The sequence below is a fragment of the Neptunicoccus sediminis genome (genome assembly GCF_001719615.1).
In the GTDB taxonomy this organism is placed as follows: domain Bacteria; phylum Pseudomonadota; class Alphaproteobacteria; order Rhodobacterales; family Rhodobacteraceae; genus Amylibacter; species Amylibacter sediminis.
The window spans coordinates 569,064-582,738 of record NZ_MDVX01000001.1 but is presented as its reverse complement, the minus strand read 5'-3'; the positions used below and the strand labels follow the sequence as shown (position 1 = coordinate 582,738).

The following is a 13,675-nucleotide window of genomic DNA, read 5'->3' as shown; positions in this document are numbered from 1 at the left end:
ATGTCGAGCCAAAGGGAATGAATAAACGGTGAACAACGTAAGCCCCCTTAAACCACATGAGCAACTTGCGGCTGTGCTGGCCGACGATATGGCGCTGGTGAATGACCAGATCCGCACCCGCATGGCCTCCAAGCATGCGCCGCGCATCCCCGAAGTGACCGCCCATCTGGTCGAGGCCGGCGGCAAGCGTTTGCGCCCGATGCTCACACTCGCGGCGGCGCTGCTGTGCGGTTATGACGGCCCCTATCACGTGCATCTGGCCGCAACGGTGGAGTTCATTCACACGGCGACCCTGCTGCATGACGATGTCGTAGACGAAAGCGCCAAACGGCGCGGGCGTCCGACCGCAAACCTGTTATGGGACAATAAATCTTCGGTTCTTGTGGGGGATTACCTGTTTTCCCGTTCGTTCCAGTTGATGGTTGAAACCGGCAACCTGCGGGTTCTGGACATTCTGGCCAACGCTTCTGCCACCATTGCCGAGGGCGAGGTTCTGCAACTGACCGCGGCAAGCAATCTGGCGACAGATGAATCCGTCTATCTACAGGTGGTTCGTGGTAAAACCGCCGCGCTGTTTTCTGCTGCAACACAGGTGGGCGGCGTGATTGCACAGGCGGATGAAACCGTGACGCAGGCGCTATATGATTATGGCGATGCGCTTGGGATCAGCTTTCAGATTGTGGATGACCTGCTGGATTACGGCGGGGCGGCGGCCAGTCTGGGCAAGAACACCGGCGATGATTTCCGAGAGCGGAAACTGACCCTTCCGGTGATCAAAGCGGTCGCCAAGGCCGATGCGCAAGAGCGGGATTTCTGGAAACGGACCATCGAAAAGGGCGACCAGCGGGACGGTGATCTGGAACAGGCGATGGCGCTTCTGGAAAAGCACAACACGATGGAAGAGACCCGTCAGGATGCGCTGTATTGGGCAAAACAGGCCCGCACCGCGCTGGAGGCTTTGCCCGAGAGTGACCTGCGGAACCTGTTGATGGACCTGTCAGATTACGTGGTCAGCCGCGTGGTTTGAACCCACCAGTCCGGGTGCTGCGACGTTAGCTTTGCTGCTGCGTCCTGCGCGGCCTCCGGATTTTGATAAAGACCAAAGCAGGTGGCCCCCGAACCGGACATCCGGCTTAGTTCAGGTTTGCTGCGCGTCAGCGCGTCCAACACGTCCGCAATCAAAGGCGTGTGGGCGATGGCTGGGGCTTCCAGATCATTGCGCTGCTTTCTCAACCAGTTGATCCAACCCGTATCCGGCCTGCCGGAAATGGCAGAATTGTTCTTGCCTGCCAGCCCCTTGAACACGACGGGCGTTGACACTGACACATTCGGGTTCACCAGCACCATCGCATGTTCCTGATCCAGTTCCAGTGGTTCTATCTGGTCCCCGATGCCACGCATATGCAACGGCTGGCCAGTGACACAGATGGGCACATCCGCGCCAAGAGACAGTTGCTTGTCAAGGGCGGGCAGCGGCAGGTTCCACAGCTCTGCCAGCCCCGAAAGCGCCGCAGCCGCATCCGCAGAGCCGCCGCCGATACCAGAGGCTACAGGCAGGTTCTTCTCAAGGTGGATGGACGCCCCCTGCCCTGATCTGCGGTCAAAACAGCGTGCTGCCTTCAGGATCAGATTGTCATCGGCACCGCGCAACCCGTCTGCAAAGGGACCGCTGATGCTGAGCGAAACATGGTCCGCCGGCGCAAACGTCAACACATCGCCGTAATCCGCGAACGCAACCACACTGTCGAGCAGATGATACCCGTCTTGCCGCTGTCCGGTCACATGCAGGCAGAGATTGATCTTTGCCCGCGCAACCCGCCTAATTTCCATCGCCGGAAGCTGTCTTTGCCACGGTGTTTTCTTCTTCCAAAACCGCATCAAGCCCGATTTCCAGCTTGCGGCGAATGCGCGGCGCGTCTTTTTCTTCCGGCTTGAGAGAAAGCGCACGGCGCCACTGGAATTCCGCTTCGCGCTTGCGGTTCACCTTCCAGTACACGTCCCCGAGATGGTCGTTAATGATCGGATCGTTGGATACCAGCTCCACCGCCCGTTCCATCGGGCCAACGGCTTCTTCGTATTTGCCGATGCGATACAACACCCAGCCCAGACTGTCCGTTATGTAACCGTCATCCGGGCGCGCCTTGACCGCACGTTCAATCATATCCTGCGCTTCGTCCAGCTTCAGGTTCGCCTCCACCAGCGAATAACCCAGATAGTTCAGCACCAGCGGCTGATCGGGGCTGAGCTCCAATGCGCGGCGGAAATCGGCCTCGGCTTGCTCCCATTGGCCTTCCCGCTCATAGGAAATGCCACGGGCGTAGAACAGGAACCAGTGGTTTGGTGCCGGATCGGGAATCATGTCGACGGCGGTATCATAGGCTTTGGCCGCCGCAGCATAGTCTTCCTGACCGCGCAGCACATCCCCCAGCGAAATATGCACCCGCGGCACATCACCAAAGCTCCGCGTCATGTTCCGCAACACTTCAATCGCGGCGTCTGCTTTACCGGCATCCACCAGCGCATCTGCACGGCCCAGCTCTGCGTTGAGGAACATGGGATCGTCCTGCGACACGCGGGCATAGGTCTTGGACGCCAGATCGAACTGGTCCTGATCCTGCAGGATTTCCGCCGTCAGCAGGATCGCCTCGGTGTAGCCCGGCCGCAGATATTCCGCCAAACGGGCATAGACCAGCGCATAGCGTTCGTCCTGTTCCCGTTCCAGCACACTGGCCAGTGTCAGAAACACCTCTGCCGCCCCTTGGGACGCTTCGGTAATGAAGGTGTAATCGACAATGCCCTTTTCTGCGATCCGGTCCCGCAGGTCCGAAACCCCCTGATCCGACGTGCCGCGCAGCGCCCCGTCCAGCAGGGCCAGCGCTTCGTCCTTGCGGTCAAGTTGAGTCATGATCTGCGCATGGGCGATCAGACTGCCGCGGTTCAAACGCAGGTTGCCGTCCTTGTCGCCCGTCAGGATTTTATCCGCTGTCGCGAAATCCCCCACTGCTGCCAGCGCCAGCGCCTTGTGGTACTGGCCGAACAACCGCATCGCGGGCGGGTTTCGCATAGCGTCAAACCGCTTTACCGCGACCTTCATCTGTCCATCGCCAAGCGCGACCCAACCCGAAAGCAACCCTGTCAGCAACGGGCTGAAAATCTCGGCACTGTCATCCAGAATTGCTTCGGCTTCGGAAAAATCCCCTTCGCGGACCGACTGTGCCAGAACCACCAGATCGGCAAGCTGGCTGGCGAATTGGCCGGACTGGATCTTGCGTGCGATTGCGACGGAACGGTCTACGTCGCCCTTTGCCACATAGGACAAAAGCGCGTTTTGCAGCAGGTAAGGGTTGCTGGGATCACGGGCCAGAGCCTTGGAATAAAATCGCGCGGCCTGTTCGTAGTTGTTATCCCGATTCGCCTGATTGCCAGCGAGATAGGCCCCTGCCAGCCCTTGGGCCTGCGGTTTATCCGGCGTTAACGCTGACGCCCCGAGCGCCACCACAAAGCCGATTGCCATCGCGATACTTCTGCTTTTCCCTGCCACGTCTGATCCAACCTCTGCCTGTTTCCCAAAACCTAGCCCCAGAGCCGCGGCTTGACAATGAAACTCCGGTGGATTGTCATCACTTCTTCGCGGATTTCAGCCGGTTTCCCCGCGAAAATGCACATCCCGAAGCCTGAAACCATAAACCCCGGCGCATTGGCCGGGGTTTTCAGTGTTACATATTCGGGTAATTCGGCCCTTCGCCCCCTTGGGGTGTGACCCATTTGATATTCTGGCTCGGGTCCTTGATATCGCATGTCTTACAATGCACGCAGTTCTGCGCATTGATTTGAAAGCGCGGATTAGAGCCGTCATCATCGCGCAGGACCTCATACACACCGGCAGGGCAGTAGCGCTGCGCCGGTTCCGCATAAAGCGGCAGGTTCACGTCGATCGGAATGCTCGGGTCCAGCAGCTTTAGATGACAGGGCTGCTCTTCGGCGTGGTTGGTGGCCGAGAAGCTGAGGTTGGTCAGCCGGTCAAAACTGATCTTGCCGTCCGGTTTGGGATAGTCGATCGGCTTGTGCTTGTCGGCTTTCTCGGTCGCTTCGGCATCAGATTTACCGTGCTTCCATGTGCCAAACGGGTTGATGTTCATCAGGCTTGCGGCCCACATGTCAATCCCGCCCAGCGCCAGTGAAGCGACCAGACCGTATTTGGACCACATCGGCTTGACGTTGCGCACTTTCTTAAGGTCTGTCGCAATCGGACCTGTGCGCACATCGTTTTCATATTCGCTCAGTTCATCACTCGCGCGGCCTGCTTTGATCGCAGCAACCGCAGCTTCGGCGGCGGCTTTACCCGACAGCATCGCGTTGTGGTTGCCTTTGATGCGCGGCACGTTCACCATACCTGCAGAACAGCCGAGCAGCGCGCCGCCCGGGAAGACCAGCTTGGGCAGGGATTGCCAACCGCCTTCGGTGATCGCCCGCGCGCCATAGGCCACACGTTTGCCACCTTCCAGCAACGCCTTGATTTCAGGGTGCTGTTTAAAGCGCTGGAACTCCATGTAGGGGAACAGATGCGGGTTCTTGTAGTTCAGGTGAACCACGAAACCGATAAATATCTGGTTGTTCTCTGCATGATACAGGAAAGACCCGCCACCTGCATTACCACCGAGCGGCCAGCCCATTGTATGGGTTACAGTGCCTTCAGAGTGTTTCGCAGGATCAATCTCCCAGATTTCCTTCATGCCGAGACCGTATTTCTGCGGCTCTGAATCTTTGGCCAGATCGTATTTCGCGATCAGCTCTTTGGACAGGGAACCACGCACCCCTTCAGAGAACAGCACGTACTTGCCGTGCAGTTCCATGCCGGGTTCGTAGCTCGGGCCTTGGGTGCCATCCGGGTTCAGACCGAATTCACCGGCGACCACACCTTTGACCTCGCCGTTATCGCCGTAAACCACCTGCGAACAGGCCATGCCGGGAAACACCTCGACGCCCAGTTCTTCGGCCTGTTCTGCCATCCAGCGACAAACATTGCCCATAGAAACAATATAGTTGCCGTGGTTGTTCAGCAGCGGCGGCATCGGGAAGTTCGGAATCCGCATGCTTCCAGCCTCACCCAGCACAAGGAAGTTGTCTTTCTTGACCGGCACATTCAACGGTGCGCCCTTTTCCTTCCAGTCAGGGATCAGCGCATCCAGCCCGCAAGGGTCCAGAACCGCGCCCGACAGGATATGTGCGCCTACCTCAGAGCCCTTTTCCAGCACAACCACGTCCAGATCAGGATCCAGTTGTTTGATGCGGATCGCAGCGGACAGGCCAGCCGGCCCCGCCCCGACGATCACGACATCATATGGCATCGACTCGCGTTCAATCTCGGACATATTTAGGTCTCCCGTTTTCGCGCCCTTGGGCAAAAAATATCTGCGCCCTTCTAAAGACATTGCAGCGCATGAGCAATATTGAAAGCTTTACTACACGTTCAAAGCAATAAAACGTCGCAGCGGACCGGCGAACACCTGCTTTTGCCCCAAAAACAGCCGCCTTATCGCGCGAATGGCCCCTTGCAGTGCAAGGCTTCCAATTCTAAGGTCTGTTTTCGGAAAAGTTGAGTGGACAGGCCAAATGGAAAAAATCCCGATGACACCCCGCGGTTACAATGCCGCCCAAGTGGAACTGAAACAGCTGAAGTCTGTGGAACGCCCCGCCGTCATCAAGGCTATTGCCGAGGCGCGCGAGCATGGCGATCTGTCAGAGAACGCGGAATACCACGCGGCCCGTGAACAGCAGAGCCACATTGAGGGCCGGATCAAGGAACTTGAAGGCCTGATCGGACTTGCGGATGTGATCGACGTGTCCAAACTCTCGGGTACTATTAAATTCGGCGCGACGGTTGAACTGTTCGACGAAGACACCGAACAGGAGAAAACCTACCAGATCGTGGGCGAGAGCGAAGCCGACATCGACAATAACCTGCTCAACATAAAGTCCCCGATTGCGCGGGCCTTGATCGGTAAAGAGGAAGGTGACAGTGTTGAGGTGCGCACCCCGGGTGGTACCAAAAACTACGAAGTGGTGAGCGTGAAGTTCATTTAGGTCACGAAGGCCAGCGCCATGTCCAACACCAATACCCAGACCGCCCCTGCTTCGCCTGAAAACAGCGGCGCGGAAACACGGATCGCGCTTGCCCTGACCATGTTCTGGCTGCTGGCCTGTGCGCTGTACGTATTCGGCGTGCCCGGTGCGCTGACGCAAATCACCACCAATATCCTGACGCTGATGATTGCTTTCATCGCGATGTTTTTTCCGGTGATCGTGATCTGGACCGTGGCCTATGTGTCCAACGCCTTGCGCGGCATGCGGGCGGAAACCAACGTGCTGCGGTCTTCGATGGACCAGATCAGAACCGTGCTGGCAGACCGCCCCGCCGAGGACGACACCCGCAGCATCAAGATGCAGGAGCAGTTGAACGAAATTGCGGCCCTGACACAGCAGACTGACAAGCGGCTGAACGATCTGACGACAACCGCCCTGATCAATCCGCCAGAACCGGCGGGTCCGCGCACCGATGCGGCGGCACTGGCGGAAAAGCAGCAAGAGGATAACGATTTCAGCCAGACCTCCCTGCCGCTGCAAACACCCTCCGGCCCCGAGCGGATGCCGATCACCGTGTCGGAATTCATCAAGGCGCTGAACTTTCCGGACAATGCCGAGGACAAGGAAGGCTTTCGCGTATTGCGCCGTGCCTTTGAAGAACGGGAACTGGGCAAACTGCTGCAAGCCTCGCAGGATGTGCTGACCCTGCTGTCCCAAGACGGCATTTATATGGACGACCTGATCCCCGACAAACCGCTGCCCGCTGTCTGGCGTCGGTTTGCCAGCGGCCAGCGTGGTCTGACCGTTTCGGCCCTTGGCGGCATTCGGGATCGCTCCGCCCTGACCCTTGCAAAAACGCGGTTGAAAAACGATCCGGTGTTTCGGGATGCGGCCCATCACTTTTTGCGCAAGTTCGACCAGATCCTGATCGAATTTGAACAAACCGCTGAAGATCACGAACTGCTGGAAATGTCCCAGACCCGCACTGCCCGCGCGTTCATGCTGTTGGGTCGTGTGGCAGGGTCATTCGACTAGACTTCATGGCGGTCCTTTACAGACCGAATGCCCCGAACGGGTAAAATGTGACGAGATCTCCCTGCACAATGTCGCGGGCCTCGTCGCCCAGTTCCACCAGCCCCTCGGCCCAGCTTAGCCCTGAAATCCGCCCCGACCCTTCGGAGTGATAAACCTCGGCGCGACCCTCGCGCATTCGCGCCCGCAAATATTCGCGCCGCCCTGCCTTCTTGGATTTTGCAAACGCAGCCGGAACCAAAAACCCCTGCGGCGCAAGCCATCCAGCCCCCGCCAGCACCCCAAGCGCGGGACGGGCAAAGATCAGAGTGCAGACCAGTGCCGCCACAGGATTTCCGGGCAGGCCAAAAACAGGCACCCCGTCCCAAAGCGCCAGTGCCAGCGGACGGCCCGGCTTCATCGCGATACGCCAGCTCTGCAACCCGCCTTTTGCCTTTAACACCGCCGAGACATGGTCTTCATCCCCTGCCGATGCACCGCCGCTGGTAATGATCGCATCCGCACGTGCAGCGCCTTTATCAAAGGCCGCGCAGACCGTTTCAGGATCATCCCGCACATGGCCAAGGTCTACCGGATCACAGCCCCAACACTGTAGCAGATGCAGCAGCATCGGACGGTTTGCGTCATAAATCTGCGCGTCCCGCGCAGGGCCGGCGGCAATGTCCAGAACCTCATCCCCCGTTGAAAGAACTGCAACCCGAAGGCGGCGGCGCACCGGCACCTCTGCCACGCCCACCGATGCCAGCAGGGCAAGCTCCTGCGGCAAAAGACGGCGTCCGGCAGCCAGAACATCCGCACCGGCTGTCACGTCCTCTCCGGCCTTGCGGGTGTTCGCGCCGCGGCGCAGACCGCTGCGAAAGGCGATGCGATCGGATTCAACGCTGCAATCCTCTTCCAGCACCACCGTGTCCACACCATCCGGCAACCGCGCCCCCGTCAGGATGCGCAGCGCCTGTCCCGCAGGCAGAACCCCGTCAAAAGGCCCCCCCGCCGCAGCGCGTCCCTGCACCAGCGGCAGTGTGCAAATCTCGCCTTCGGGCAAACCGGCATGGGCCAGCCCGTAACCATCCACGGCTGAATTGGCATAGGGCGGGCTGGATCGACGCGCGTTGACATCCTCTGCCAGAATACGCCCGCCCGCCGCAGCCAGCGCCACTGTTTCCACAGGCGTTACCGCGTGAAGCCGCTCGCGCAACTGCGCCAGCGCCCTGTCCACCGGCGTCCAGTCCACACCGGGTGGCATGGCAAAACAATCGTCTTTCAGCGGCGGAGGCTGCATCACAAACCCACCTTTCCAAGTATGAAATCTGCAATTTTGTCGGTGTCATCCAGATCAAGCAGCGGACAGGAAACATCCGGTGCCGCATCACTTGCCACCGCCACGATTGTCGGATCATTCGGCGCCAGCAGCGTCTTTCCGGTCTCCTGCCGGTGGCATTCCAGCTTGGCGTGATCTTCGGTCTTGAACCCCTCCACAAGCACCAGATCCACCGGCGACAGTTTGGTCAGCAGTTCACGCAGCGGCGGTTCTGGCGTATCGCGCAATTCGTGCATCAAGGCCCAGCGGGTGCCCGAACACAACAGAACCTCCCGCGCCCCGGATTCGCGGTGCCGGTAACTGTCCCGCCCTTCCTGATCCACGTCAAAATTGTGATGCGCATGCTTCACCGTGGACACCACCAGCCCCCGTGCGGTGAAATTGGCGACGAGCCGCTCCACAAGGCTGGTCTTGCCGGTATTTTTCCAGCCGGTAATTCCAAAGACTTTCACAGATCAAACTCCGCGATCATGGCTTCGGCCCGTTTCAGGTCCTCGGGCGTGTTGACGTTGAAGAACGGATCATAAGGTGTCGCGGCGAACTCTACCTGCGCACAGCCGCGCGGTGCGGTCCATTGCACCACCTTGCGCAACCCGTCGTTCAATGCAGCCCGCAGGTCTTCCCGCGCCGCCACAGGCCAAAGCCCGAACGTTGGATGCCGCGCCAAGCCCCTTTCGGGATCCGGTGTCACCGCCATTGCCAGATCATTGCCCGCCCCTTGCAGACGCACAACCAGATCGCGCGGGAAAAACGGCGTGTCTGCCGCGACAGTCACAATATGGCTGGCGCCCTGTCCAGCCGCCCAATCCATCCCCGCCAGCACACCGGCCAACGGTCCGGCATAACCTGCCACCGTGTCCGGCTGCACCGGAAGCCCCAAACCTTCAAAACGCTCGGGATCACCGTTCGCATTCAAAATCACCGTATCAAGCTGGCGTTGCAGCCGCACCCGCACGCGGCCCAACAGGGACACGCCATCCAGCGCAATCAGCCCCTTGTCACCGCCGCCCATACGGGTCGCCAGACCACCTGCCAATATCACCCCGACCGGATCATTCATGGCCAGACCTCCGCTTGCCTTTGTCTTCTGCCACATGGTCGGGATCGGCATCCCAGATCATCCGGTCTGCCCCGCTCAGGCACATGAAACGTTTGCCGCGCATCCGTCCGATCAACGTCAAGCCAACCTGCTGCGCAATTTCCACACCCCAAGCGGTAAAACCCGAGCGGGACACCAGAACAGGTATGCCCATCAAAGCACATTTGATCACCATTTCCGAGGTCAACCGCCCTGTAGTGTACATGATCTTGTCGCCGCCTTCGACCTGTTCGGACAACATCCATCCGGCGATTTTATCCACCGCATTGTGCCGCCCCACGTCCTCCATATAGACCAGCGGGCGGTCTTCCTGACACAGCACCGACCCGTGGATCGCCCCCGCCGCGAGGTAGAGGCTCGGCGTCTGGTTGATCTGCCGCGCCAGTGTATAGAGCCAGCTTGTCCGCAGCTCCGCCTTTGGCAGTTCCACCTGATCAAGCCCTTCCATCATATCGCCAAAGACGGTTCCCACCGCGCAACCGCTGGTGCGAGTCTTTTTCTTCAGCTTTTCCTCATAGATGGTACTGCCATCGGTGCGCACAACCACGGTTTCCAGCTCTTCGTCGTAATCCACGCCAAGCACAGACTCTCCGGCCGCAAGCATCCCCTGATTGCGCAGAAACCCGAGCGCGAGATAGGCCGGATAGTCCCCGATGGTCATCGCCGTTACGATTTCCTGACCATTCAGGAAAATCGTCAACGGGCGCTCTTCTACCACTGGTATCTCCTGCACCGCGCCCCTATGGTCGCGGCCAGAGACCACACGGGTCAATCCATCACCCGTGCTGTTGGGCGGGATCACATAATTTGAACTGTTTTCAATCATCTAGCATTTGCCACTTGGAAAAAACTCACATACTCGTTGCACAGTAACATCATGACTTCAGAACAGACCACAACCAAAACCGCCTTCTGGGAAGGCTATCGCGACTGCGCCCCGTTTATTTTGGTGGCCGCACCCTTCGGGCTTATGTTCGGCGTGGCTGCAACCGAACTCGGCCTGTCGCTGATCCAGACCATGACGATGACCGTTCTGGTAATTGCCGGGGCTGCGCAGTTCACCGCGCTGATCCTGCTGGAAGAACATGCACCCACCCTGATCATTCTGGCCACCGCACTGGCGGTGAACCTGCGTATGGCAATGTATTCCGCAGCCCTTGTGCCCTATCTGGGCAAGGCGCGGGGGCGCACAAAGCTGTTGCTGGCCTATTTCAACGTGGATCAGACCTTCGGGGTGGCCAGCGTCCGCCTGCCCCTTGAGATGCAGTGGACTGTGGCACAACGCTCGGCTTATTTCATCGGCGGCGGTCTGGCGATCACCCCCTTCTGGATTTTATTCACCTATCTGGGCGCGGCCTTTGGCGCGGCAATTCCGCCGGAATTCTCGCTCGATTTTGCCATGCCGATCTGTTTCATCGCGATTATCGCCCCTGCCTTGCGCACCCTGCCCCATGTGCTGGCGGCCGTGACGTCGGTGGTCGCGGCACTGACGCTAAGCTGGATACCCTTTTCCCTTGGACTGCTAATTGCAGCGGCTATTGCCATGTTGGTGGGTGCACAGGCGGAACTCTGGCTGGAGCGGCGCAAGAGATGACCCTTGATCAAACACAAATCTGGATCGTGATCGCGGGCATGGCCTTTGGCACGTTCTTCATCCGCTGGTCGTTTCTCGGCTTGCTTGGGGATCGCGAACTGCCGCAATGGGCGCTGCGTCACCTGCGCTATACCGCCGTTGCCATCTTGCCCGGCCTGATTGCACCGCTGATCCTGTGGCCGTCTGCGACGGGGGGGGAACCTGATCCTGCACGGTTGCTGGCAGCTCTTGTGGCCTTTGGCATGGGCATGTGGCGCAAATCCGCGCTTTGGGCAATTTTCAGCGGACTGACCACCCTTTACGCCGTTCAATATCTGCTGGGTTAAAGCGGCAGGGCCGTGGTTTTGAAAACTGTGCGCAGGGCAAAGCTGGACTGCAACTGCGCCACACCGGGCAGGCGGGCCAGATGCTGACGATGAATACGGGCGTAATCATCCGTATCCGCCGCAACCACTTTCAGCAGGTAATCCGCCGTGCCCGCCATAAGATGACATTCCAGCACATCCGGCACCCGCGCGACCTCCCGCTCAAACGCGGCGAGCGTCTCATCCGCTTGCCCTTGTAGTGAAATCTCGACAAATACCGTGGTCCGCCGCCCCACCGCACGGGGATCGAGCATCGCCACATAGTTCTTTATGACCCCTTCGGTTTCCAGCCGCTGCACCCGTCTGTGACAGGCAGAGGCGGAGAGATTGATCTTCTCGGCCAGTTCGGAATTGGACATCCGCCCGCTTTTTTGCAGGGCAGTCAGGATTCGACGGTCTATATCGTCTAATTTCACGGGTTTCGAAACTTTCTGTGCGTAGCAGTAATCTCGCGACAGATTATTCGAAAAATTGCCATTTGAACACAACAGATTGAATCGCATGCGTTGCAATAAATGCTTAACAATTGGGCAAAACAGCACCGCACAGAGGAGGATCACAATGCTAATCGGCTGCCCCAAAGAGATCAAAAATCAGGAATACCGCGTCGGGGTCACACCCTCCGCCGCGCTGGAGGCCATTTCCCACGGTCATTCGGTTATCATTGAAACCAATGCAGGGTCCGGCGCCGGTTTTCCCGATGAGGCCTACAGGGACGTCGGCGCAGAGATCGTCAGCACCGCCGAAGAAATCTTCGCCCGCGCCGAGATGGTCGTGAAAGTCAAAGAACCCCAACCCGCAGAGCGCAAGCAACTGCGCGAAGGGCAGATCCTCTATACCTACCTGCACCTTGCGCCCGACCCCGAACAGACCAAAGACCTTCTGGACAGCGGTGTAACAGCGATTGCCTATGAAACCGTGACCGACAATCGCGGCGGCCTGCCCCTGCTGGCGCCGATGTCCGAAGTGGCTGGCCGTCTGGCCCCCCAAACAGGGTCATGGGCCTTGCAAAAAGCCAATGGCGGCAGTGGCGTTCTGTTGGGCGGCGTGCCCGGTGTACGTCCTGCGAATGTGGCGATCATCGGCGGCGGCGTTGTTGGCACTGCTGCGGCACGTGTGGCGGTGGGCATGGGCGCGAATGTGACTGTGCTTGATCGTTCGGTTCCGCGCCTGTCCTATCTGGACGATGTGTTCATGGGCCGCCTGACCACGCAATATTCCGATAAGGGCGCTATGGCAGAACTGCTGCCGCGTATGGATATGGTTATCGGCGCGGTTCTGATCCCCGGCGCTGCGGCCCCCAAACTAATCAGCCGCGAGCAGCTTGGCCTGATGCAGCCCGGTTCGGTGCTGGTGGATGTCGCCATTGATCAGGGGGGCTGTTTTGAAACCTCCAAAGCCACCACCCATGACGACCCGATTTATGAAGTGGACGGGATCGTACATTATTGCGTGGCCAATATGCCCGGTGCTGTGGCGCGAACCTCAACCATTGCCCTTGGGAATGCAACGGTTCCCCATATGCTTGCACTGGCAGATAAGGGCTGGCGTCAAGCGTGCGAGGACGACGAGAACCTGATGAACGGGCTTAACACCCATGCGGGCAAGCTGACCTATTACGCAGTGGGCAAGGCGCTGGGGATTGATGTGATTTCCCCGAAGGTGGCAATGAAATCGTAATATTGCTCCATAAAAAACCCGCCATTCCGGCGGGTTTTTTCGTCGTCACGGCCTGATCCGGCCTACCTGCGTTCCAGCGAATCTCGGATTTGCAGCAGTACTTCCAGTTCCGATGGTCCCGCAGGGGCCGCCTCTTCCGCAGGCATTTCATCTTTTTTCATGGCTGCTTCCTTAACCTTGTTCACGGTGCGGACAAGCTGGAAGACCACAAATGCAATAATCAGAAAGTTGATCACCGCCATCATGAATGACCCGTAGGCAAAAACGGCTGCTCCGGCCTCCCGTGCTTCGGCAAGGCTCTCATAGGTGCCGTCGCCGCTCAGGATGATGAACTGGTTCGTAAAATCCACACCGCCGGTAAACAGCCCGACAAAGGGATTGATCAGGTCATCGACCATCGACTTGACGATGGCAGTAAACGCCGCCCCGATAATGATCCCGACAGCCATATCCATGACATTGCCGCGGGCAATAAAATTCCTGAATTCTTTTAACATACTGTC

At 58.8% G+C, this 13,675-nt stretch carries 15 protein-coding genes; 6 read left to right on the top strand and 9 right to left on the bottom strand.

Annotated features, from left to right (window positions below; genetic code table 11):
• Positions 1 to 88 precede the first annotated feature (88 nt).
• On the top strand, positions 89 to 1,027 hold the full coding sequence (locus BFV97_RS02705) for a polyprenyl synthetase family protein (RefSeq protein WP_083225495.1): 939 nt from the start codon (positions 89 to 91) through the stop codon (positions 1,025 to 1,027).
• On the opposite strand, the gene BFV97_RS02700 is transcribed toward BFV97_RS02705, so the two are convergent.
• The 3 genes from BFV97_RS02700 to BFV97_RS02690 all read right to left on the bottom strand — a co-directional run bounded on the left by BFV97_RS02700 (position 1,003) and on the right by BFV97_RS02690 (position 5,372).
• Entirely contained in the window at positions 1,003 to 1,830 is an 828-nt protein-coding gene (locus BFV97_RS02700; RefSeq protein WP_069298759.1) for a 4-(cytidine 5'-diphospho)-2-C-methyl-D-erythritol kinase, read from the bottom strand. The two genes, BFV97_RS02705 and BFV97_RS02700, sit on opposite strands and share 25 nt — an antisense overlap.
• On the bottom strand, positions 1,820 to 3,514 hold the full coding sequence (locus BFV97_RS02695) for a tetratricopeptide repeat protein (RefSeq protein ID WP_069298758.1): 1,695 nt from the start codon (positions 3,512 to 3,514) through the stop codon (positions 1,820 to 1,822). The genes BFV97_RS02700 and BFV97_RS02695 overlap by 11 nt, the downstream gene beginning before the upstream one ends.
• A 202-nt stretch (positions 3,515 to 3,716) precedes the next feature.
• On the bottom strand, positions 3,717 to 5,372 hold the full coding sequence (locus tag BFV97_RS02690; protein WP_069298757.1) for an electron transfer flavoprotein-ubiquinone oxidoreductase: 1,656 nt from the start codon (positions 5,370 to 5,372) through the stop codon (positions 3,717 to 3,719).
• A gap of 241 nt (positions 5,373 to 5,613) precedes the next feature.
• On the opposite strand from BFV97_RS02690, the gene greA reads away from it, so the two are divergent.
• Both greA and BFV97_RS02680 read left to right on the top strand, forming a co-directional pair.
• Positions 5,614 to 6,084, top strand: coding sequence for a transcription elongation factor GreA (greA, locus tag BFV97_RS02685; protein WP_069298756.1), 471 nt, complete (start codon positions 5,614 to 5,616; stop codon positions 6,082 to 6,084).
• Between the two features lie 18 nt (positions 6,085 to 6,102).
• The gene (locus tag BFV97_RS02680; protein WP_069298755.1) at positions 6,103 to 7,119 is read left to right on the top strand and encodes a hypothetical protein; all 1,017 of its coding nucleotides are present in this window, start codon (positions 6,103 to 6,105) and stop codon (positions 7,117 to 7,119) included.
• Positions 7,120 to 7,135: 16 nt separating this feature from the next.
• On the opposite strand, the gene BFV97_RS02675 is transcribed toward BFV97_RS02680, so the two are convergent.
• Genes BFV97_RS02675 through BFV97_RS02660 form a run of 4 tightly spaced genes read right to left on the bottom strand, consistent with a single transcriptional unit; the run spans position 7,136 to position 10,359 of the window.
• The gene (locus BFV97_RS02675; protein WP_069298754.1) at positions 7,136 to 8,395 is read right to left on the bottom strand and encodes a molybdopterin-binding protein; all 1,260 of its coding nucleotides are present in this window, start codon (positions 8,393 to 8,395) and stop codon (positions 7,136 to 7,138) included.
• Entirely contained in the window at positions 8,395 to 8,886 is a 492-nt protein-coding gene (gene mobB / locus BFV97_RS02670; RefSeq protein ID WP_069298753.1) for a molybdopterin-guanine dinucleotide biosynthesis protein B, read from the bottom strand. Before mobB ends, BFV97_RS02675 begins: the two co-directional genes overlap by 1 nt.
• Entirely contained in the window at positions 8,883 to 9,494 is a 612-nt protein-coding gene (gene mobA / locus BFV97_RS02665) for a molybdenum cofactor guanylyltransferase MobA (RefSeq protein ID WP_069298752.1), read from the bottom strand. The genes mobB and mobA overlap by 4 nt, the downstream gene beginning before the upstream one ends.
• The gene (locus tag BFV97_RS02660) at positions 9,487 to 10,359 is read right to left on the bottom strand and encodes a formate dehydrogenase accessory sulfurtransferase FdhD (protein WP_069298751.1); all 873 of its coding nucleotides are present in this window, start codon (positions 10,357 to 10,359) and stop codon (positions 9,487 to 9,489) included. Before BFV97_RS02660 ends, mobA begins: the two co-directional genes overlap by 8 nt.
• A gap of 51 nt (positions 10,360 to 10,410) precedes the next feature.
• Here BFV97_RS02660 and BFV97_RS02655 point away from each other — a divergent pair, with 51 nt between their 5' ends.
• Complete coding sequence (locus BFV97_RS02655; RefSeq protein WP_069298750.1) at positions 10,411 to 11,127, top strand: AzlC family ABC transporter permease; 717 nt, start codon at positions 10,411 to 10,413, stop codon at positions 11,125 to 11,127.
• Positions 11,124 to 11,453, top strand: coding sequence for an AzlD domain-containing protein (locus BFV97_RS02650; protein WP_069298749.1), 330 nt, complete (start codon positions 11,124 to 11,126; stop codon positions 11,451 to 11,453). The genes BFV97_RS02655 and BFV97_RS02650 overlap by 4 nt, the downstream gene beginning before the upstream one ends.
• Here BFV97_RS02650 and BFV97_RS02645 read toward each other — a convergent pair.
• On the bottom strand, positions 11,450 to 11,908 hold the full coding sequence (locus BFV97_RS02645; protein ID WP_069299048.1) for an Lrp/AsnC family transcriptional regulator: 459 nt from the start codon (positions 11,906 to 11,908) through the stop codon (positions 11,450 to 11,452). The two genes, BFV97_RS02650 and BFV97_RS02645, sit on opposite strands and share 4 nt — an antisense overlap.
• Before the next feature lie 145 nt (positions 11,909 to 12,053).
• On the opposite strand from BFV97_RS02645, the gene ald reads away from it, so the two are divergent.
• Positions 12,054 to 13,172 carry an alanine dehydrogenase gene (gene ald, locus BFV97_RS02640; RefSeq protein WP_069298748.1) on the top strand — a complete coding sequence of 373 codons (1,119 nt, stop codon included), beginning with the start codon at positions 12,054 to 12,056 and terminating at the stop codon, positions 13,170 to 13,172.
• A 62-nt stretch (positions 13,173 to 13,234) separates the two neighbouring features.
• On the opposite strand, the gene mscL is transcribed toward ald, so the two are convergent.
• Positions 13,235 to 13,669 carry a large conductance mechanosensitive channel protein MscL gene (gene mscL / locus BFV97_RS02635; RefSeq protein ID WP_069298747.1) on the bottom strand — a complete coding sequence of 145 codons (435 nt, stop codon included), beginning with the start codon at positions 13,667 to 13,669 and terminating at the stop codon, positions 13,235 to 13,237.
• Positions 13,670 to 13,675: the final 6 nt, after the last annotated feature.